The sequence below is a fragment of the Enterococcus sp. AZ104 genome (assembly GCF_050546705.1).
GTDB lineage: Bacteria > Bacillota > Bacilli > Lactobacillales > Enterococcaceae > Enterococcus > Enterococcus faecalis.
In genome coordinates, this window is sequence record NZ_CP172952.1 from 2,164,068 (window position 1) to 2,183,254 (window position 19,187).

A 19,187-nucleotide genomic window follows, 5' to 3' on the forward strand; every position below is an offset into this window, starting at 1 on the left:
TGATTCCTCTTTTCTATAAATTCAAAACGATATATGCCACAACGGCTAATAAAATCGCTACAATAATAATTGCCTTGTTTAACCAAGTACTCCGTTCTCGACGCTTCGAGTATTCTCCTACTCGTGACTTGTTGATCGGTTTTTGTTTTTTCTTTTCTTTACGATAAAACGTCGAAATTTCTTTTTCTTTTCGCTTATACGCTTTTTCCGCCAGCTTCTGTTCTTCCTGCTGACGACGTTCTGCTTCTTTTTCTTCTGCTTCTCTGCGTTTGCGAAGTTCTGTCCGAGTGACTAACGGACCTTTGCTCATTGCGTGTCCTCCTTAAACTGTCTCTGCAGTAAATACAATTCCCAGTATTGTATAGCAAAAAGTGTTTTGGCATCACAAATCGTGCCCTTTGCCACTTCTGCTTTGGCTTCAGCTATTGTTAGCTCGTAAAGTTCCAAGATTTCATCTTCATCTTGAGGACGCGGATTTTCGACTTTCTGCAAATCCGTTGCCAAATAGAGAGCCAATTTTTCATTAGCAAATCCTGGTGACAGATACATTGAATTTATGTAGGTGAGCTGACCTGCACGATACCCAGTTTCTTCTTCCAATTCCCGCATAGCCGTCGTTTCCAGTTGATTTTCTTCTCCAGGATCAATTTTTCCCGCTGGAATTTCTAAAATCACTTGTTCCAAGGGTTTTCTAAATTGTTTAACTAAGACGATTTTTCCTTCTGCGGTTAACGGAATCATAGCTACTGCGCCTGAATGAAAAACCAATTCGCGTTTAGCAGTGCCGCCTGTCGGTAAAGCCACGTCATCCAAAAAAACATCAATAATCTTTCCTTTAAAAATTTCTCGACGTTGAAGTGTTTTTTCTTCGAAGTCCTCATAATTTAACATATCTTTCACCAACCTTTCTTGTTTATCATACCCTAAAATGATAAAAATCGCACCCCTTCTTCTCTAGTTAAACCCTTTTCAAAGAAAAAAATTTATTGCTTTAGAAAAAAATTACATTTTCGAAAAAAAATAGACATAAAAAATTCACAACTTCCTTGTATTATTTAAGCATACCAACAAACAACCCTAACAAAACACTTTTTCATTTTTAACTCCTTTCCCGTCCTACCCCCAATTAGGACGGGTCTTTTTTTGCGTTTTATACTTTTTTTCTTAGGATTTCACTAAATCATAAAATACATCTTCCGCTGTATGTCTTTTCTCTCACAGAGTATGCTAAAATAACTATTGTAACGAGAGCTGACTCTTTCGAGGATTAGATAGATAGGAGGAACTATATAAATGAACAAATTAAATACAAAATTACTGATTGGCTATATTCTTTTAGGAGCCTTAATCATTGCTGTCGCTAGAAAATATGGCTTCTTCGCTTTTGTGATTCTGGTAGGCTTTTTAGTATTCGTTCTCTATCGAAAAAAGAAAAATGCCGCCGACAAGAGCGATCAAATGCCTTACTTAACGAAAGATAAAGAAGCCCATTATCGTGAGTTGGGGTTATCTCCACAAGAAATTGATTTTTTCAGAAGTACAATGAGCACAGCCAAAAAACAAATCATACAATTACAAGAAAACATGAATCGTTCAACTAAATTACGGGCGATTGACTTACGTAATGATACAACGAAGGTTTCTAAAGCTCTGTTTAAAGAGTTAGTGAAAGAACCTAAAAAGTTACACTTAGCCAATCACTTTCTCTATACACATTTACCAAATATCGTTGACTTAACAAGTAAGCATTTAGAAATCGAACAACATGAAGTAAAAAACAAACAAACGTATGAAAAATTAGAAGAAAGCGCACAAATCATTGACCAATTGTCAAAATTAGTTAAAAATGATTATGAGGAAATCGTTTCCGATGACTTAGACGATTTAGATGTCGAAATGTCGATCGCTAAAAGCAGCTTGTCGCAAAAAGCTGCAACTGAGGAATCACCTCAAGTAAACGAAGACCAGCAATAATCATTAGGGAGGAAAAAAAATGACTGAGCAACAACCCAAAGAAACAACATCTGTAACCAATACATTGGACGATTTATTAAGTAATCCATTTTCATCAATGGATGAACTAACACCAACGCAACAAAATGAACTATCTGAGTTAAAAGAACAGCAAGCAGCTCCTCGTTTAATTGATAAATTACCACAAGAACGTCAAGCCCAAGCAAAAGAATTAGCTTCAAAAATTGATGTCCAAGATTCACAAGCAGTAATTACCTATGGTTCAAATGCCCAAATCAAACTCGGCGAATTTTCGCAAGCGATGTTAAACCACGTTCAAGCACAAGACATTGGTCCTGTTGGTGATTCACTGACCGATCTAATGTTTCGTTTAAATGAAGCCAATCCCAATGAATTACGTGCTGGCGAAGGCAACTTTATTCAAAAAATGTTAGGTAAAGTCAAACAATCCGTTTACGAAATTACCGCCAAATATCAAAAAATTGGTGCGCAAATTGACAAAATTGCTGTCAAATTAACCCATGAAAAAGATGGTCTTTTAAAAGATAATGCCATGTTAGATCAATTGTATCAAAAAAATAAAGATTATTTTGATGCCTTAAACATCTATATTGCCGCTGGGGAATTAAAAGCAGAAGAACTACGGACGCAAATTATTCCTGAAGCCATGAAAAAAGCGGAAGAATCTGGAGATCAAATGGATGTCCAAATTGTTAATGATTATAACCAATTCCTAGACCGTTTAGAAAAAAGAACCCATGATTTACGCTTGGCTCGTCAAATTACGATTCAACAAGCCCCACAAATTCGTTTAATTCAAAATACTAACCAAGCTTTGGCTGAGAAAATTCAATCATCGGTGAATACGGCGATTCCGTTATGGAAAAACCAAGTAGTCATCGCCTTAACCTTACTCCGTCAAAAAGATGCTGTGACTGCTCAACGTCAAGTCTCTGAAACCACCAATGACTTACTGAAGAAAAATTCAGAAATGCTAAAAATTTCTGCAATTGAAACAGCAAAAGAAAACGAACGTGGCCTAGTCGATATTGAAACATTACAAAAAACACAAAATGATTTAATTGAAACTATCCAAGAAACATTACGTATTCAACAAGAAGGAAAAGAAAAACGCCAAGCTGCCGAAATCGAACTTGGCCATATGGAAGAAGATTTGAAAAATAAATTATTAGAATTAACACAATAAACACTGTCTAGAACAAACTTCTTATAGTACAAGCCTGGGACAAAAATCCAAAGTGATTTTTGTCCCAGGCTTGCTTTTCTTTTTACGCTTGAATATTGTATTTCAGCCACTTAATGATACAATAAAAGAAAACCATGTTTCTTTTTGAAAGGAGGAGCAATTGTGCCACAATTTGCTTCTAAAGCCGAAGAAAAAAATTATTATGAACGCCAAGCTAGCTTAGCAGAGTTTCTAACTTGGTATCATCAACAAGAATTACCTGAATATGAAAAACCCTCTTTAACCGTTGATATGGTTCTTCTTTGTTACAACAAGGAAGCTGATCAATTAAAAGTCTTACTGATTCAACGTAAAGGTCACCCCTTTAGAAACTCATGGGCGCTTCCTGGCGGTTTTGTTAATCGCAACGAATCTACTGAAGATAGTGTTTTAAGAGAAACAAAAGAGGAAACTGGTGTGGTGATTTCTCAAGAAAATATTGAACAATTACACAGCTTTAGTCGCCCAGATCGAGATCCTCGTGGCTGGGTCGTGACAGTCAGCTATTTAGCCTTTATTGGTGAAGAACCTTTAATTGCTGGCGACGATGCCAAAGAAGTCCACTGGTTCAATCTTGAACGGCATGGTCAACACATCACGTTATCTCATGAAGATGTGGAAATTACTTTAGACTTGAAAACAGCGTCCTCTCTTGGTAAAGATACATTAGCCTTCGACCATAGTGAAATTATAATTAAGGCGTTTAATCGTGTTGTTGATAAAATGGAACATGAACCGCAAGTGCTTCAAGTCTTAGGAAAAGATTTCACCATTACGGAAGCCCGTAAAGTTTTTGCGAAGTTCCTCGGCGTTGATTATCGCAGCATTGACCATTCAAATTTTAAAAAAGCCATGACACAATATTTTGAAGAGTTAGGTGAACGTCCCGTTGGCATTGGCCGCCCTTCAAAAATTTACCAATTGAAAACAACAACAGGTTTCTAAGAGGAGGGAATATTTTTTGACTGTTTACTTAAGAAAAGCAGAACCTTCTGATTTGCCTGACATCCTTGCTATCATTGAAGATGGACGCCGCACCTTACAAAAAAGTGGCATTCCCCAATGGCAAAACGGCGATGGCCCGAATCAAGAAATTTTAGCAAAAGATATCGACCAGCAAACTTGCTATATTTTAATGGTTGAGGATGCCTTGGCAGGCGTTGGTGTTTTATATTCGGAGATTGATCCTGCTTATGAAGCGATTTTTAATGGTTCTTGGCAACCTCATTCTCAAACTACGTATACGGCAATTCATCGTGTTGCTCTAAAAAGTTCCTTTCAAGGTCAAGGACTGGCTTTGGTGCTTTTGCGCTCACTGGTTACAGCCGCTCGTTTGCAAGGTGCTACTGATATTCGAATCGATACACATCCACAAAATTTCGCCATGCAGCACCTGATTAAAAAAGCTGGCTTTGTTTATCAAGGTGACGTGATTTTAGATGTTAACGATGGCGAACGTTATGCTTATCAGATGATATTGAAATAAAAAAGTTAGGGATAACTGCCAGATTGACAGCTATCCCTAACTTTTTACATCTTATGAACACTATGAGCGCTTTGAATGCCCTCACAGGCTTCTTTACAAGCTTGATTAATTAATAAATAAGAGGATTCTTTTTGGCGGATTCCTAATTGATATTTCAATTCATCTGTCACTTGGCAAGATTCACTTAATGCCTCTAACCAGAAAAATACTCCTTCTTTATACGTATCTAATCCTTCTAGCAAGATTTTCGTTGCTTCTTTATCATAATACGGCTCTAAATTTTTACGAAACATCATTTCTTCTGTAAAAAAACGATTCACATTATTTCGGCAAAACATATAAGTGTCACGGCCTCTCCGATGTGCAGCCTGATTACAACCGTATTCTTGAACTTCTTTAGAGATGGCTTTGAAAATTTCGTTGTATACTTCAATTCTTTGCATAATTGACAAAATGGTATCTGTATAACTAAACATAACTCCTTGCTCCCTTCCCCTTCTAAGTAACAAAAATTTGCTTGTTACTTTCATTATAAAGGGAATGTTGGGTTTATATCAAATGATACGCTGTTTCCTTGCTAAAATCCTTCGTTTTTTCCTTAAAAGAATAATAAGTAAGCGGATTATTCAATCTGTTATGTTCGGATTTTCTACACTTGGAAAATAAATTATTTTATAAAGCCATTTTCCGTTTTAACTGATGGCAACGGGCCGGTCTGTGTATTGCCAGGAACACCAATATACGTATTTCCGTTGATGGAAGTCATTTCGTTTTCCTCAGCTGCTTCATCTTGAACGGTATAATCACTTTGATATAAAAATTCACCGTTCGTATGGAAGACATAGCCGTCTTGATCTCGTTCATCTGGCTTTTCTAAATTTAAAGACACACGTAATTGATGACGGACATTTTCAATACTATCTGGATATAGTTCAACCATACTGCGCCCTTCATTACTAAAAGTGCGCCAGTCAAAAGAAAGCTGTTGTTTATCATAATTGGTCCAAGTCAAACCTTCTTTGACTAAATGAGTCAATTCATTGGAATCCACATCAGTTTGAATGTTTCCATTTAACGAATCAATAATGTCCATTATTTTCATGATTGATTGACCAGATTTCAACTTGTCTTCAACTGCTTGAATAATTTCTTGTTGTCGGAATCCACGCATAATATCGTTATCGCTATGTCTTTCACGAGCATAAGATAAAGCTTTCGTACCATCTAAATGCTGTTTCCCTGCATCAAAATGAATGGATCCTGGCCCGTCTTTGGTGACACCATCAAACGCCTGCTTGACATTGACATCTATGCCGCCAACTGCATCAATTAACTTAATAAAAGATAAAAAGTTAAACACAACGTAATGATTGATTGGAATATTCAATAATTTCTCAACTGTGTTAACAGAAGCTGTTGGTCCATCGTAGGTATAGGCGGCTTCAATTCGCTGCATCCCTTGGTAATTTTTCGCATCAATTTGCACAAAACTATCCCGTGGCAAACTTAAATAGGTTATTTTCTTCGTCTTGTTATTCACGGTAATCACCATCATAGCATCAGTCCTAGTTGTGCCTAATTTCCGTTCAATTGTATTGTCTAGCCCCATAATCAAAAACGATTGACTATCTTTATTTTGCGCTTCATTATAATCATTTTTTATGGGAACATAGCCTTTATCAATTGTTTTCTTTAAATAGCTACCCGCTACAGCAAAGTATGCTGAGCCGACTGTGACAAAAACCAAAATGATGACTAAACTAATTAAGCTGATTTTTCGCTTCCTACTCATTGGCTGTACTTCCTCTCTCTTAAAAAGTCTCCACCATCATTACTACTCCTCTAAGCAGACAAGAGACAAGTCTATCTTACCAGTCCCCTTCAAAACTAAACATAGCAGAATTTATATAGAGGTATAACCTAGAGGAAACAAAAAAGAGGGGCTTGTTTGTTTAAAAGCCTCTCTTTTTTGTTATTTATTTTTGTGTTCTTTTTTGAACAATTCCACCATTTTTTGCTGTGGTTTTGGAAAAACATAGTCCGAAAATTGTTGTGCTGCCACCCATCGCTGCGACTCTAGTGTGGCTAATTCGCCTGTATTTCGGCCATAAAAGACTAAGATATGCCATTTCAAATGACTGAAAATATGAACGACTTCGCCTAAGGCACGTTTTTGCCAGACAACTGTTTCATAGTCCGTAAAAAAGTTGACAGGTTCTTCAGCGACCAAAGGCTCTGTTACAGGCTCTAACTCTAAAGTTAATTGTTTTTCCGTTTCTGCTGGTTGCGCCAGTTTTTGCAATTGTTGAAATTGTTTTTTGCTAATTTCTTCAATCGGGAACAGCCACATATTGGCTAACAAACCGGTTTCAGGTCGTTGTTCTAATAAAAATTCTTGCTTTTTATTTTCAATAATAGTGCCGACATAATACACATCTTTCGGCTTAACTTTTTTTGATTTGACTGGATAAGCGGTCATTTTATCTGCCTGATAGGCCGCACAATATTGCTGAAGCGGACAGCTTTCACACTTAGGTGAAGTTGGGGTGCAGACGGCTGAGCCTAGATCCATTAAGGCTTGATTAAAATCCCCTGGACGCTCACGATCGATGATTTTAAGCATCGCCGCTTCAAATACTTTACGACTACTCGCTTTTGCAATATCTGCATCAATTTCAAATAAACGGCTCACTACCCGCATGACGTTACCGTCAATTGCTGGTTCGGGGAGATTAAAGGCAATACTGCCAATCGCACCAGCCGTATAGGGGCCGATTCCTTTTAAACTCCGAATATCTTCGATTGTGTCAGGCATTTTCCCACCAAATTCTGAAACAATCTGTTGCGCTGCCACTTTTAAATTACGCGCTCGTGAATAGTAGCCTAACCCTTCCCAAGCTTTCAACAACTTATCATCTGGCGCTTCCGCTAAATCTTGAATCGTCGGAAACCATTCCATAAATCGATAAAAATAATCAATGACTGTATCTACGCGAGTTTGTTGTAGCATAATTTCAGAAATCCAAATACGATATGCATCTGTATTCGCTCGCCAAGGTAAATTGCGTTTTTCTCGTTCATACCAAGCTAAAAAATCTTCCTGGAATGAACTAACTTTTTCGGGACTCCACGCCTCCCAAGGCTCTTTATTCGTCATGTTCTACTTCCTTTTCGCTAATAAATTGCTGAATCAAATCATAGTCAAACCCTTTTTGGAATAAGCTTTGTTTGACTTTTTGGACTTTTTTAGAAAAATCAAATCGCTGATTGGCACGCCATAAACGTTCGCCTTCCTTGTTTAACGCTTGTTGTTCTTGTTCTTCGTCCTTTTCAAAAGCTAAAGATTCCAAAGCTAGATCAATGATTTCATTTGTAAAGCCCTTTTGCATCAGATGCAGACGCGTTTTCTGAAGTGCATCTTTAAAACTTTTAGTTCGATAGCGTTTCATGGCTTTTTCTGCAGTTGCTGTGGCAACATTAAGTTGTTCATCTAACGTATAAAAGGTCAAGCCATGCTGAATATCTTCTTCACTAATGCCTTTTTGCTTTAATTGTTGTGCCACATTTCGTGGTCCTTTATCACTGGTTCGCATAGCTGTCCGTACGTAACTTTCACTAAAAATTGCATCATCTAACAACCGTAGCTCTTCTAAACGTTGAACGATTTTTACTCGATCTTCAGGTACAATTTCTTTCTCTTTTAAATAAGTAAAAATCTCTTTCTTTGAACGTAATTGATAGCTTAAGTAATTCATCGCCATTTGTAACCCGACATCATAAGAACTGGCTTTTTTTATTTCTTCTATTAAAGTATCTGATAACTCTTGACCTTTTAGCAGACGCTGCCGTACTAAAATATCTTCCGAGACACGCAGTTTTTCGCCTGAAGATAGCCAAAGTAGGTAAAATTCACCTTTATCTTTACTAATTCGTGTGATTGTTGTCATCTTATTCTCCTGCCCCTCTAAATCAGAACATATATTCTACTATACCATAGAATCCTTGGAAGCCAAATAAATAAAAATGTGCTAAAATGGGAGGAAGTGAAAAATGTGAGATGACTAAAGGATGAAAGAATATGACCCAACAACTAGTAAAAAAAGGCCAACAAATTTCTTTAAAAATTAAACGATTAGGAATTAATGGCGAAGGTATCGGCTATTATAAAAAATTAATTATTTTCGTTCCTGGGGCGCTACCGAAAGAAGAAGTGACTGCCACGATCACAAATGTTACACCCAAATTTGCTGAAGGAACCCTTCAATCTGTCAAAAAAGCTGCTAAAGATCGCGTGGTCCCTCCTTGTCCTGTCTATGAAACATGTGGCGGCTGCCAACTACAACATTTAGCCTACAAAGCACAATTAGACTTTAAAAAAGATTTATTAAAGCAGGCACTTAACAAATTTAAACCAGCCAATTATCAAAACTATGAACTACGAAAAACAATTGGGATGGAGAATCCTTGGAATTATCGAAATAAAGCCCAATTCCAATTACGCCAAATCGATGGCCAAGTAGAAGCTGGTCTCTATCAAGCTGATTCACATCAATTAGTACCGATTGATAACTGTTTGGTCCAACAGCCTGCGACAACCAAGGTGATGAATACATTAGTTGATTTATTGAATGACTTTCAATTACCAATTTATGATGAACGTAAAAATAGTGGTATCTTTCGAACATTAATGGTTCGAGTGGGCATCCAAACTGGCGAAGTCCAAGTAGTGTTCATTACACAATCGCAGAAATTTCCACAAAAAGAAAAAATGGTTCGCGCAATTAATGAACAATTACCAGAAGTTGTTTCTATTATGCAAAATGTCCAAAATAAAAAAACCTCTCTAGTAATGGGTGATGATACCCTTCACTTATGGGGCAAAGAAAGCATTGAAGAACACATTAACGACGTTGTCTTTGATTTATCGCCGCGAGCATTTTTCCAATTGAATCCAGAACAAACGGAAGTTTTATATAATGAAGGAATCAAGGCCTTAGATTTACAACCAAACGAAACTGTTGTTGATGCTTATTGTGGCGTCGGGACCATTGGCTTAAGTTTAGCGAAACAAGCGCATCAAGTTCGTGGTATGGATACCATTCCCGCCGCAATTGACGATGCTAGATTCAATGCAAAACGACTTGGTGTTACGAACACACATTATGCTGTTGGAACAGCTGAAGACTTATTACCTAAATGGTTCAAAGAAGGCTTTAAACCTGATGCCATTGTAGTTGATCCCCCACGGACTGGTTTGGATCGTAAATTATTAACGGCCCTTTTGAAACAACCACCTAAGAAAATGGTGTATATTTCTTGTAATGTATCCACGTTAGCACGTGATTTAGTTCAATTAGCCAAAGTATATCAAGTAGACTATTTACAATCTGTTGATATGTTTCCACAAACCGCTCGTTGTGAAGTTGTCGTAAAATTAACGAGAAAATAAAAAAAGGAGCGTGGGACAAAAATCACTTTGGATTTTTGCTCCACGCTCAAAAACTGATAAACGGCGGGAACAGAACCAACTCCTTCGGAAATAAGCCGAAATTATCCAAAAATTAAAAAGCAATTTTCGGAAATTTCTTCTTATTTCTCGGAGCTAAACGGTTCTGTCCCGACCTCCTTTAACTAATTAAACAATTATTTACTTAATTAGCTATTTTTTCGTCCGAAGAAGAATGAAACCACAGCAACTAAAATTACTGCCCCAATAATTGATGGCACAATTGCCATACCTGCTACGTGAGGACCCCAGCTACCTAAGATTTTTTCTCCGATAAATGAACCAACTAAACCGGCAACGATATTCGCAATCCAACCCATTGATTGACCTTTGCTTGTAAGCGCGCCAGCGATAGCACCGATAACAGCACCAACGATTAAAACCCATAAAGTATGCATAAAATAATTCCTCCTAAATGCTTTATCTAGCGAATAATTCGCTATGTTACTATTATGGACTACTTTTATTAGATAACAAAATAGTTTGCTTGTTTCCATGAAAAAAAAGCAATAATTTCTGATAATTTCATTAAAAAAACTCAGAACAGGAGACCGATGTGCACTGTTCTGAGCTTTTATTTAAGAAATTGTTGGTCGTTTTACTCGTTCATGTGCGACATCCGCTGCTTGAATCTCTTTATTATTAAAAGGTGTTAAGCGGAATGCCAATTGGAATTCTTCAAACGTAGTCCGGTATTTTTCTAATTGCCACTGGCCACAAGAGTAGCTACCTAGGGCGTTTTGTTTGTAATCGATATTTAAAACAACATACTCACTTTCTTGTAATTCATTGGTATGCTTAGCAACATCTAGCGCTTGTTCTTCAAAATAAGAAACACTAAAATTATATGAATCAGCCGCTGTTGCTACTACCCCTTGGCCGCGATCATCCGTGAATGCGGACCATTTAGTCGCCATGTGGTTACCATTGGCTTGTGGAACAACATAATTAGTGAACATTTCCGCCACTGTAGCATCATAAACGCCAAGTAAACCAGCTTCTTGTGAATCTACATAGTTTTCTCTCGGCCCTTTACCGAAATATTTTACTTCTGATAGAGACTTGTCTAAATGGAGAGTCACACCCAAACGTGGTAACATATCTGGCGCATTTTCAATTTTACCAGCAGGACTACCTTTTAAATCGAAGAAAATTTCGCCATTTGGTGCAATTAAATACTGATAGGTACATTGATAATGCCAAGCACTGTTAGTCGTTCCGTTAATTGTTTTTACGATGACTTGGATAAAATCATCAACTTTTTTCCACTCAAAAGAACGGACAATTTCATGCTCTAAATGTAAGAAATATTTCTTCTTCATTTCATCAATAATTTCCATATCATTACTGATCGGTGCCCGCCAAAATGTAAATTTCGGCCCTTTATGCAATAATTTTTTACCATCTCGTGTCACATTCGTTAAGGCGCCCTTCACTTTATCAAAATTAATTGAAAAGTTTGGTCCTTCAATGTATAAATGAGGGCCAATTTCCTTTGCCATTAGCGAGCCAACTGGTGTGATCTCAATCCCTGGTGTTGCAATTGGCAATTCAAACTGTGCGGTAGCTAATTCATGACCAGCAGATGCATAGGCGGTCGTTTCTTTCAATTGATATGAAAGAGTTAAATAATAGGCGGCTCCTGCCTTTTTAGGAAAATCTAAATGATAAGGTAAGTGCAGTCTTCCTTCTTCTCTAGCAGCAATTGCTGGCACTGCTACTGTCCCTGATTGAATCACTGTTTGATCTTCAGTAATTGTATAAACCAGCTTAAAAATAGCCAAGTTTTCAAAGTCAAACCGACTCAATAATGAGAATTCACCTGACAGAACGTCAATAGCGCTAGTTGTAATGGGTTCAATGACTTTTTTGTATTCATACAAGCTAGGAGATGGCGTACGGTCAGGCATCAACATCCCATCAATACAAAAATCTTTGTTACTTGGATCATCGCCGAAATCGCCGCCATAACGATAATAAACTTCACCGTTATCTGTTACCGATTCAATGCCATGGTCAAACCATTCCCAAATAAAGCCACCTTGTAATTTATCATGAGCATAAAATAGCTCTTGGTATTCTTTTAAATTCCCAGGGCCATTCCCCATCGCATGACAATATTCACATAAAATATGCGGTTTTTTTGAATTTTCAATAATCGTATTCATCAGTAATTCTCTAGTTGGGTGTTCCAACCACGTATACATTGTAGAATAGACATCCGTGACCTCTGCCTCAAAATCACCTTCATAATGAACTAAACGTGTTGGATCCATTTCTTTGGCAATACGGGCCATTTCAATAAAGTTATGACCAAACGCAGATTCATTTCCTAACGACCAAAAGAGAATTGATGGATGGTTTTTATCCCGTTGAATCATCCGTACCATCCGAGAAACATAAGCCGTTTCCCATTCTGGATCGTTGCTAATCCAATCATATTCTCCGGTTAATTCAAAGCCGTGACATTCCAAATCAGTTTCATCAATCACATACATTCCATATTCATCGCATAAATCATAGAAATAAGCAGATGCTGGATAATGGCTGGTTCGAATGGCATTAATATTAAATTGTTTCATTAAACGAATATCTTTTTCAATTTCTTTACGACTAACCACTCGACCATTTTTCGGATTATAATCATGACGATTCATTCCTTTTAGTTTAATGGCCACACCATTGACTAAGAAAGTCTCACCAGATACATGAATATTTCTGAAACCAACTTTTTGCGGAATAACTTCGACGACTTCCCCTTCAGAAAAAACAGTGATAAATAGTTGATACAAGTATGGTTTTTCAGCTGACCAAGCAGTGACAGACGGTAAACTTGCTGAAAATTCAACCGTACCTTGATTTCCTGCGACAGTCTCTTTAAGAACCGTTTTTCCCTGCTGATCCATCAACTCCAATTGAACTTGTTGTCCTTTGTCTTGCCAAAATTTACCCGTAATTGCCAAGTGGCCATTTTGATACGAATCATCTAAATCGGAAATAATAAAGAAATCTTCCAGCCCATTTTCTGGTACACCGAGTAATTCAACATCACGAAAAATACCACTTAACCACCACATATCTTGATCCTCTAAATACGTACCATCTGACCATTGATAGACTCGCACCGTTAAATCATTTGTTTCACCAATTTTAGCGTAAGGCGTAATGTCAAATTCTGCTTCATTTCGTGCACCTTTACTGTAGCCAACTTCATGGCCGTTCACCCAAACATGATAAGCTGAATCTACGCCACAAAAACGTAAAATGATTTTTTTATCGTGAAATGTTTCATCTATAGCAAATGTCCGTTTGTAAATACCTGTTGGGTTTTCCGTTGGTACATACGGCGGATTAATGGGAAAATTGTACCATAAATCAGAGTAATGCATTTTGCCATATCCTTGGACTTGCCAATTTCCAGGAACAGTGATTTGATCCATTTGGCTTGTATCAAAGTCCGTCGCAAAAAAGTTTTCTGGGCTGTATTCTGGCGCTTCTAAAAAGAGAAAATGCCAGCATCCGTTTAAATTTTTGTATGCTTGTGTATATTTATTTTCATTTAATAACGCTGTTTCTTTCGAAGGAAAGCTCGAAAAATGTGCTCGTCCAGGCAACCGATTGATACTATCTACTTTATAATTTTCCCAAGTCTTCATAATCCATTTCTCCTTTACCAACTTCATTTTTTTCTTTTGTTTCATATCGTTTCCAACAAATCCAAGCAAAGCCCATAAAGACAATTAACCCAATAATGTTATACGCCAACATGCCCAGTGGACTAGCGGTTCCTTTCGGTAACGTGCCATTGATTTCTTCCATGATTAATTTTGGATCCGGCACAGTTGACATAAAGAATACAAAGATAAAAATGGCTAATAAGAAAATTCCCGCAATTAAGCCAAAGGTTCGATTACCAAAGCGGAAACTTCTCGGCATTGTTTCTTTTTTCCAACGAAGCCCAATATAGGCGATTAACAAGAACAAGACAGGCACTAATGACGTAGAAGCTGTCATATTAATTAACGTTTCTAAAAAGCTATCCATATTTCCAATTCCTAATGCTGGAATGGCAACTAAAATCGTCACAATAATTCCTTGAACTAACAAAGCATTGGTTGGATTTCCCTCTTCGTTCGTTTTCACTAGCCACTTACCGAAGACCCCATCAGGAATTTCTGAGAAAAATACTTTAACTGGTGCTGCCGTCCACAGAGCCAAAGAACCAAGACTTCCGACAAATAAGATAATTCCTACTAAGCGCACCATCATTGCTGCGGGAATATGGAAATACGTACCTAAAATTTTAAAGATATCAAAAATACCATTTGAAAAATTTCCTTTTAAGACGTCCGTTGGCACTACCAAACCTACAGCAACGGCACCAAGAATATACATGATACCGACCGCAATCGTTGCACCAATCATCGTGCGGACAAACGTTTTATTGCCGCCTTTAACATCCTTAATATATACACCGATACTTTCACCACCGCCAACAGCTTGTAAAATCCACGCCATCGTCATGAAAAAAGTCCAATTAAAAGTTGGCATAATTGACGTCGTGGTAAACTCTTGTGCTGGTTCATTGCCAAAACCAAACACGACGACAAAGGCTAAAACCACAAAAGCTACGCCCATAAATAAACGAGCACCACCCGCTAAGCTAGTCACTTTCGAAATCCACGAAACCCCTTTAATACAAACCCATGTCATTAACCAAAATAACAGGATAGAAATCACTGCAATTATTTTAGTACTATGGTTTCCTTGAAAAACGTTTTGACCTAAAAAAGCGTATGAACCATAAATCAATGTATTCGGTAGTAATGAACAGAAGAAAAACAAGTTGACAAAGAAATATGACCAAGCGCCTAAAAATGCCCATTTAGGTCCTAACACAGATTCCAACCAACTGTGAACACCTGACTCATTCTCAGAATTAGCAGAAGCAAATTCTGCAATCATTAGAATAAATGGTAAAAAGTAAAAAATAGAGCCGAATAAATAGCCTGGAATAGTTGCTAGGCCAATCTGAATACTGTTGTTAACAATGCTGGGAAAGGCAAAAACCGCTGAAAAAGTCATGAGCATCAATGCGACAGAACCTAATCGTTCCCGTGAATGTGTTGCCATTTTACTACATCCTCTCTTTATCAAATTAATTAGTACTCACACATTGTAAAACGCTTACAGTTTTTTAAAAATAAAAAATGTTGCCTATTTCTTGTAAAGATGTTGACTTTTAGAAAGCCTTTACATACTCTTATAAAGAGGTGATAGCATGCAAAATGTTTTTACAAATAATGTCAGCATCCTGATTAATGATCAACTTATTAGCCAAGAATTTCATCTTTATGAAGCTGGCTATGAAAAATGCCGCCCGACAAAACCAACTGAGTTTGCCCCCATTAATTATTGGGTTTTGCATTATTGTAGCGATGGTGAAGGTTATTTTTCAACACCCTTTATGGAAAAACAACACATTACCGCTGGCGATTTGTTTATGATTCCAGCCAATTGTCGCAATATTTATTATCCTAATCGGCAAAATCCTTGGACCTATCATTGGGTCGGTTTTGTTGGAGATCTTTCGTCTCAGTATTTAGAAAAAATAGGCCTGACTACCGAAAATTGTATTTTAAAAGGAACTGTTGATAAGAAATTAGAAAGTTTATTTAAAAATATTTACCAAGAAGCGAAGAAACATAATCATTTTGGCAGTTTAAGTGAAAGCTTTCAATTGTTGAATTATCTAGAGCATCATTCCGTTACACAGCACGAAAACCAAAGCCAACAATTATTTAACCAAATTAAAATGGCTATTCACGAAAATTTTTCAAACAATCTTTCAATTAGTCAATTAGCTTCTGAATATAACATTGATCGTAGCTATTTATTTAAGCTGTTTCAGCGTTATGAACAAACAAATCCTAGTATTTATGTACAAAACTTAAAATTGCAAAAAGCCTGTTCTCTATTAAGAAAAAGTTCCTTAACCATCACGGAAATCAGTTTTGAAGCAGGTTTTTCTTCACCTTCTTATTTTTCAAAATTTTTCTTCCAGAAAAAAGAGATGACACCTCGACAATATCGTCAACAGTTTTTGACTTAAAATAAATTGTTGCTTATCTGTAGTTAAAGAAAAAACAATTTATTTAATAATTAATTAGGGTTTTATTATAGGTGGGAGTGTGATATATAGATTAATCAAAACCAATAAATAATTTACAAGTTTTAGCAAATAAACAATATTGGAGAGAAAGTGGTAGATGATTGTATTGTTGTTAATTTGTCAAAGTAGACAATTAAATTTTATAGATATTTTACTAGCGGTAGTTGTTTTAGCAAAAGACAACTACCGTTTGCTATAAAAAAAGAACCCTTGTAACACAAGGGTTCTCGAACATTCAAAAGTTGAATGAATTATTTTACTGTTACTGAAGCGCCAACTTCTTCTAAAGCAGCTTTTAAAGCTTCTGCTTCTTCTTTAGAAACAGCTTCTTTAACTGGTGCAGGAGCGCCATCAACTACAGCTTTAGCTTCTTTCAAGCCTAAGCCAGTTGCTTCACGAACTGCTTTGATAACTTTAACTTTTTGATCGCCAGCTGCTGTTAATTCAACAGTGAATTCAGTTTGTTCTTCTGCTGCTCCACCTGCTGCTGGTCCAGCTACTGCTACAGGAGCTGCTGCTGATACGTCAAATTTTTCTTCGATAGCTTTAACTAATTCGCTTAGTTCTAAGATAGTTGCTGTTTCTAACTCAGCAACGATGTTTTCAATGTTTAATGCCATTTTGAATTTCCTCCATTTAAATTAAAATTGTTTGTTTTTTATTTGTTTGAATTAGACTGCAATTAAGCAACTTCTTCGTTTTTCTCTGCCACTGCTTTGACAGCGTAAGCCACGTTGCGGACTGGCGCTTGTAATACAGATAATAGCATAGATAGTAAACCTTCGCGGTTTGGTAGTTTTGCCAACGCAGTAATTTGTTCCACTGAAGAAACTTTTCCTTCGATGACGCCACCTTTGATTTCTAATGCTTTTGCATCTTTAGCAAATTCGTCGATGATTTTAGCTGGTGCTACTACATCGTCGTTGCTGAATGCGACAGCAGTTGGGCCTGTAAAGACTTCGTCTAAGCCGTCTAAACCAACTTTTTTAGCTGCACGAGAAAGGATTGAGTTTTTGATGACTTTCATTTCTACGCCTGCATCACGTAATTGTTTACGTAAGTTAGTGACTTCTTCAACTGTTAAACCACGGTAGTCCACGATTACAACTGATGCTGCTGATTCAAATTTCTCAGCGGCTGCTTGAACTAGGGTTTCTTTTTTAGCGATTGCTGCTTCACTCATTTATTTCACCTCCTGATTTTGATGGTGGAGTTGGACTTGGTTTACGATATGTAAAGTAGAAGAATCAAATGAAACTTCGCTCACTTCGTTCGCCAAGTATTGTTTTACATCGGCTTTTTTTCAAAAAGTCGTGTAAAACAACAAAACTCCATGCCACCGTAGACATAGAGGGACCGAATTGTATATAACTCAACAATTGTCCTCGGTAGGAAATTAAGACTTGCGTCACCTACTGTCTTCGGTACAGTTAATTATTAACCTCACTCACTTTACCATAGGGTAAGTGAGTGAGTCAAGAATTTTTTAATTATTTTCTTTCAAATTAGAAAGAAGCTTGGTCAACGTGGATTCCAGGTCCAAATGTTGTTGTTACTGAAATGTTTTTGATATATTGACCTTTAGCAGTTGATGGTTTAGCTTTTAATAATACGTCGTTAATTGTATTGAAGTTTTCAACCAATTTTTCGTTATCAAATGAAACTTTACCGATTGGTACGTGGATGTTACCAGCTTTGTCAACGCGGTAAGTTACTTTACCAGCTTTAACTTCTTCAACAGCTTTTGTAACGTCCATTGTTACAGTACCAGTTTTAGGGTTTGGCATTAAACCTTTTGGTCCTAAGACACGGCCTAATTTACCAACTGTAGCCATCATGTCAGGAGTCGCAACAACTACGTCAAAGTCGAACCATCCACCTTGGATTTTTGCAACCATGTCGTCGTCGCCTACGAAATCTGCACCAGCAGCTTCAGCTTCTTTAGCTTTTTCGCCTTTAGCGAATACTAAAACAGTTTGTGTTTTACCAGTTCCGTTTGGAAGCACAACTGCTCCACGGATTTGTTGGTCTGCTTTTTTAGGGTCAACGTTCAATTTGTAAGCAACTTCAACTGTTGCGTCAAATTTCGCGATGTTTGTATCTTTTGCTAAAGCTACTGCTTCTTCAACTGAGTAAGCTTTTGTAGCATCAACTTTTTTCAATGCTTCTTGCATTTTTTTGCTCTTTTTAGCCATTTTGTTTCCTCCTTGATTGTGGTTATAACGGTTGTACCTCCCACGTCTTTCATATCTTTAAATATGAAACGAACTGAGAAGCTACTTCTTTGAGTAAGTGTGGAATAAAAATTATTCTACGATGATACCCATGCTTCGTGCAGTTCCTGCAACCATGCGCATTGCTGCTTCAACGTCAGCGGCGTTTAGGTCTGCCATTTTAAGTTCAGCGATTTCTTTCACTTGATCGCTTGAAACTGTTGCAACTTTAGTTTTGTTTGGTTCACCTGAACCTTTTTCGATTTTTGCAGCTTTTTTCAATAAGACTGCAGCAGGTGGTGTTTTAGTAATGAATGTAAATGAACGATCTTCATATACAGAGATTACTACTGGAATAATCAAGCCTGCTTGGTCAGCTGTACGAGCATTGAATTCTTTAGTGAATCCCATGATGTTGATACCTGCTTGACCTAACGCTGGACCTACTGGTGGAGCTGGTGTTGCTTTCCCCGCAGGAATTTGTAATTTAACGATTTTTTCTACTTTTTTAGCCACGAAAATACCTCCTTAAGTTCTCGTGCGTGGTTAATGGGGTTGAGATTTCCCCTCCCACTCAACGTACATTTAAA

19 protein-coding genes and 1 other annotated feature are annotated in these 19,187 nt (G+C 37.2%); of the genes, 6 read left to right on the forward strand and 13 right to left on the reverse strand.

Going from position 1 to position 19,187, the window contains the following annotated elements:
- Window positions 1-13: 13 nt before the first annotated feature.
- Together macP and IGJ37_RS10280 are read right to left on the reverse strand one after the other, a co-directional pair.
- Window positions 14-310: a cell wall synthase accessory phosphoprotein MacP gene (gene macP / locus IGJ37_RS10275; protein ID WP_002356451.1), complete on the reverse strand. Its 297-nt coding sequence runs from the start codon at window positions 308-310 to the stop codon at window positions 14-16.
- Entirely contained in the window at window positions 307-891 is a 585-nt protein-coding gene (locus IGJ37_RS10280; RefSeq protein WP_002356449.1) for an NUDIX hydrolase, read from the reverse strand. The genes macP and IGJ37_RS10280 overlap by 4 nt, the downstream gene beginning before the upstream one ends.
- Before the next feature lie 402 nt (window positions 892-1,293).
- On the opposite strand from IGJ37_RS10280, the gene IGJ37_RS10285 reads away from it, so the two are divergent.
- From IGJ37_RS10285 to IGJ37_RS10300, 4 genes are all read left to right on the forward strand, one after another.
- A complete protein-coding gene (locus tag IGJ37_RS10285; protein WP_252671550.1) occupies window positions 1,294-1,974 on the forward strand; it encodes a 5-bromo-4-chloroindolyl phosphate hydrolysis family protein in 681 nt (226 codons plus the stop codon).
- Between the two features lie 19 nt (window positions 1,975-1,993).
- Entirely contained in the window at window positions 1,994-3,181 is a 1,188-nt protein-coding gene (locus IGJ37_RS10290; protein WP_002356447.1) for a toxic anion resistance protein, read from the forward strand.
- 144 nt (window positions 3,182-3,325) lie between these two features.
- Window positions 3,326-4,165 carry an NUDIX domain-containing protein gene (locus IGJ37_RS10295; protein WP_016633773.1) on the forward strand — a complete coding sequence of 280 codons (840 nt, stop codon included), beginning with the start codon at window positions 3,326-3,328 and terminating at the stop codon, window positions 4,163-4,165.
- Between the two features lie 16 nt (window positions 4,166-4,181).
- Window positions 4,182-4,706, forward strand: coding sequence for a GNAT family N-acetyltransferase (locus IGJ37_RS10300; RefSeq protein ID WP_252671549.1), 525 nt, complete (start codon window positions 4,182-4,184; stop codon window positions 4,704-4,706).
- A 44-nt stretch (window positions 4,707-4,750) separates the two neighbouring features.
- Here IGJ37_RS10300 and IGJ37_RS10305 read toward each other — a convergent pair whose 3' ends face one another.
- The 4 genes from IGJ37_RS10305 to recX form a co-directional block, all read right to left on the reverse strand.
- On the reverse strand, window positions 4,751-5,236 hold the full coding sequence (locus tag IGJ37_RS10305) for a hypothetical protein (protein WP_002356444.1): 486 nt from the start codon (window positions 5,234-5,236) through the stop codon (window positions 4,751-4,753).
- Between the two features lie 137 nt (window positions 5,237-5,373).
- Window positions 5,374-6,498, reverse strand: coding sequence for an LCP family protein (locus IGJ37_RS10310; protein ID WP_002356443.1), 1,125 nt, complete (start codon window positions 6,496-6,498; stop codon window positions 5,374-5,376).
- Window positions 6,499-6,678: 180 nt separating this feature from the next.
- Window positions 6,679-7,863: an A/G-specific adenine glycosylase gene (gene mutY / locus IGJ37_RS10315; protein ID WP_002368823.1), complete on the reverse strand. Its 1,185-nt coding sequence runs from the start codon at window positions 7,861-7,863 to the stop codon at window positions 6,679-6,681.
- Window positions 7,853-8,653 carry a recombination regulator RecX gene (gene recX, locus IGJ37_RS10320; protein ID WP_002356439.1) on the reverse strand — a complete coding sequence of 267 codons (801 nt, stop codon included), beginning with the start codon at window positions 8,651-8,653 and terminating at the stop codon, window positions 7,853-7,855. The genes mutY and recX overlap by 11 nt, the downstream gene beginning before the upstream one ends.
- A 131-nt stretch (window positions 8,654-8,784) precedes the next feature.
- Here recX and rlmD point away from each other — a divergent pair, with 131 nt between their 5' ends.
- Entirely contained in the window at window positions 8,785-10,155 is a 1,371-nt protein-coding gene (gene rlmD, locus IGJ37_RS10325) for a 23S rRNA (uracil(1939)-C(5))-methyltransferase RlmD (protein WP_002359466.1), read from the forward strand.
- A gap of 206 nt (window positions 10,156-10,361) precedes the next feature.
- Here the strand turns inward: rlmD and IGJ37_RS10330 are convergent, their stop codons facing one another.
- From IGJ37_RS10330 to IGJ37_RS10340, 3 genes are all read right to left on the reverse strand, one after another.
- A complete protein-coding gene (locus IGJ37_RS10330; RefSeq protein WP_002356434.1) occupies window positions 10,362-10,610 on the reverse strand; it encodes a GlsB/YeaQ/YmgE family stress response membrane protein in 249 nt (82 codons plus the stop codon).
- 180 nt (window positions 10,611-10,790) lie between these two features.
- Complete coding sequence (gene ebgA / locus IGJ37_RS10335) at window positions 10,791-13,913, reverse strand: beta-galactosidase subunit alpha (RefSeq protein WP_252671548.1); 3,123 nt, start codon at window positions 13,911-13,913, stop codon at window positions 10,791-10,793.
- Window positions 13,846-15,345: an amino acid permease gene (locus tag IGJ37_RS10340; RefSeq protein WP_002359464.1), complete on the reverse strand. Its 1,500-nt coding sequence runs from the start codon at window positions 15,343-15,345 to the stop codon at window positions 13,846-13,848. Before IGJ37_RS10340 ends, ebgA begins: the two co-directional genes overlap by 68 nt.
- Window positions 15,346-15,493: 148 nt before the next feature.
- Here IGJ37_RS10340 and IGJ37_RS10345 point away from each other — a divergent pair, with 148 nt between their 5' ends.
- Window positions 15,494-16,324: an AraC family transcriptional regulator gene (locus IGJ37_RS10345; protein ID WP_325815107.1), complete on the forward strand. Its 831-nt coding sequence runs from the start codon at window positions 15,494-15,496 to the stop codon at window positions 16,322-16,324.
- 311 nt (window positions 16,325-16,635) lie between these two features.
- On the opposite strand, the gene rplL is transcribed toward IGJ37_RS10345, so the two are convergent.
- From rplL to rplK, 4 genes are all read right to left on the reverse strand, one after another.
- A complete protein-coding gene (gene rplL, locus IGJ37_RS10350; RefSeq protein ID WP_002356427.1) occupies window positions 16,636-17,004 on the reverse strand; it encodes a 50S ribosomal protein L7/L12 in 369 nt (122 codons plus the stop codon).
- A 62-nt stretch (window positions 17,005-17,066) separates the two neighbouring features.
- The gene (gene rplJ / locus IGJ37_RS10355) at window positions 17,067-17,567 is read right to left on the reverse strand and encodes a 50S ribosomal protein L10 (protein WP_002356426.1); all 501 of its coding nucleotides are present in this window, start codon (window positions 17,565-17,567) and stop codon (window positions 17,067-17,069) included.
- A 130-nt stretch (window positions 17,568-17,697) separates the two neighbouring features.
- Window positions 17,698-17,827 (reverse strand) — a sequence feature (ribosomal protein L10 leader region).
- Between the two features lie 62 nt (window positions 17,828-17,889).
- Complete coding sequence (gene rplA, locus IGJ37_RS10360) at window positions 17,890-18,579, reverse strand: 50S ribosomal protein L1 (RefSeq protein WP_002356425.1); 690 nt, start codon at window positions 18,577-18,579, stop codon at window positions 17,890-17,892.
- 111 nt (window positions 18,580-18,690) lie between these two features.
- Entirely contained in the window at window positions 18,691-19,113 is a 423-nt protein-coding gene (gene rplK, locus IGJ37_RS10365) for a 50S ribosomal protein L11 (protein ID WP_002356424.1), read from the reverse strand.
- Window positions 19,114-19,187: the final 74 nt, after the last annotated feature.

Coding starts and splice junctions, on each gene's coding strand:
- macP (WP_002356451.1), bottom strand. CDS start 310: ATGAGCAAAGGTCCGTTAGTCACTCGGACAGAACTTCGCAAACGCAGA.
- IGJ37_RS10280 (WP_002356449.1), bottom strand. CDS start 891: ATGTTAAATTATGAGGACTTCGAAGAAAAAACACTTCAACGTCGAGAA.
- IGJ37_RS10285 (WP_252671550.1), top strand. CDS start 1,294: ATGAACAAATTAAATACAAAATTACTGATTGGCTATATTCTTTTAGGA.
- IGJ37_RS10290 (WP_002356447.1), top strand. CDS start 1,994: ATGACTGAGCAACAACCCAAAGAAACAACATCTGTAACCAATACATTG.
- IGJ37_RS10305 (WP_002356444.1), bottom strand. CDS start 5,236: ATGAAAGTAACAAGCAAATTTTTGTTACTTAGAAGGGGAAGGGAGCAA.
- IGJ37_RS10310 (WP_002356443.1), bottom strand. CDS start 6,498: ATGAGTAGGAAGCGAAAAATCAGCTTAATTAGTTTAGTCATCATTTTG.
- mutY (WP_002368823.1), bottom strand. CDS start 7,863: ATGACGAATAAAGAGCCTTGGGAGGCGTGGAGTCCCGAAAAAGTTAGT.
- recX (WP_002356439.1), bottom strand. CDS start 8,653: ATGACAACAATCACACGAATTAGTAAAGATAAAGGTGAATTTTACCTA.
- rlmD (WP_002359466.1), top strand. CDS start 8,785: ATGACCCAACAACTAGTAAAAAAAGGCCAACAAATTTCTTTAAAAATT.
- IGJ37_RS10330 (WP_002356434.1), bottom strand. CDS start 10,610: ATGCATACTTTATGGGTTTTAATCGTTGGTGCTGTTATCGGTGCTATC.
- ebgA (WP_252671548.1), bottom strand. CDS start 13,913: ATGAAACAAAAGAAAAAAATGAAGTTGGTAAAGGAGAAATGGATTATG.
- IGJ37_RS10340 (WP_002359464.1), bottom strand. CDS start 15,345: ATGGCAACACATTCACGGGAACGATTAGGTTCTGTCGCATTGATGCTC.
- IGJ37_RS10345 (WP_325815107.1), top strand. CDS start 15,494: ATGCAAAATGTTTTTACAAATAATGTCAGCATCCTGATTAATGATCAA.
- rplL (WP_002356427.1), bottom strand. CDS start 17,004: ATGGCATTAAACATTGAAAACATCGTTGCTGAGTTAGAAACAGCAACT.
- rplJ (WP_002356426.1), bottom strand. CDS start 17,567: ATGAGTGAAGCAGCAATCGCTAAAAAAGAAACCCTAGTTCAAGCAGCC.
- rplA (WP_002356425.1), bottom strand. CDS start 18,579: ATGGCTAAAAAGAGCAAAAAAATGCAAGAAGCATTGAAAAAAGTTGAT.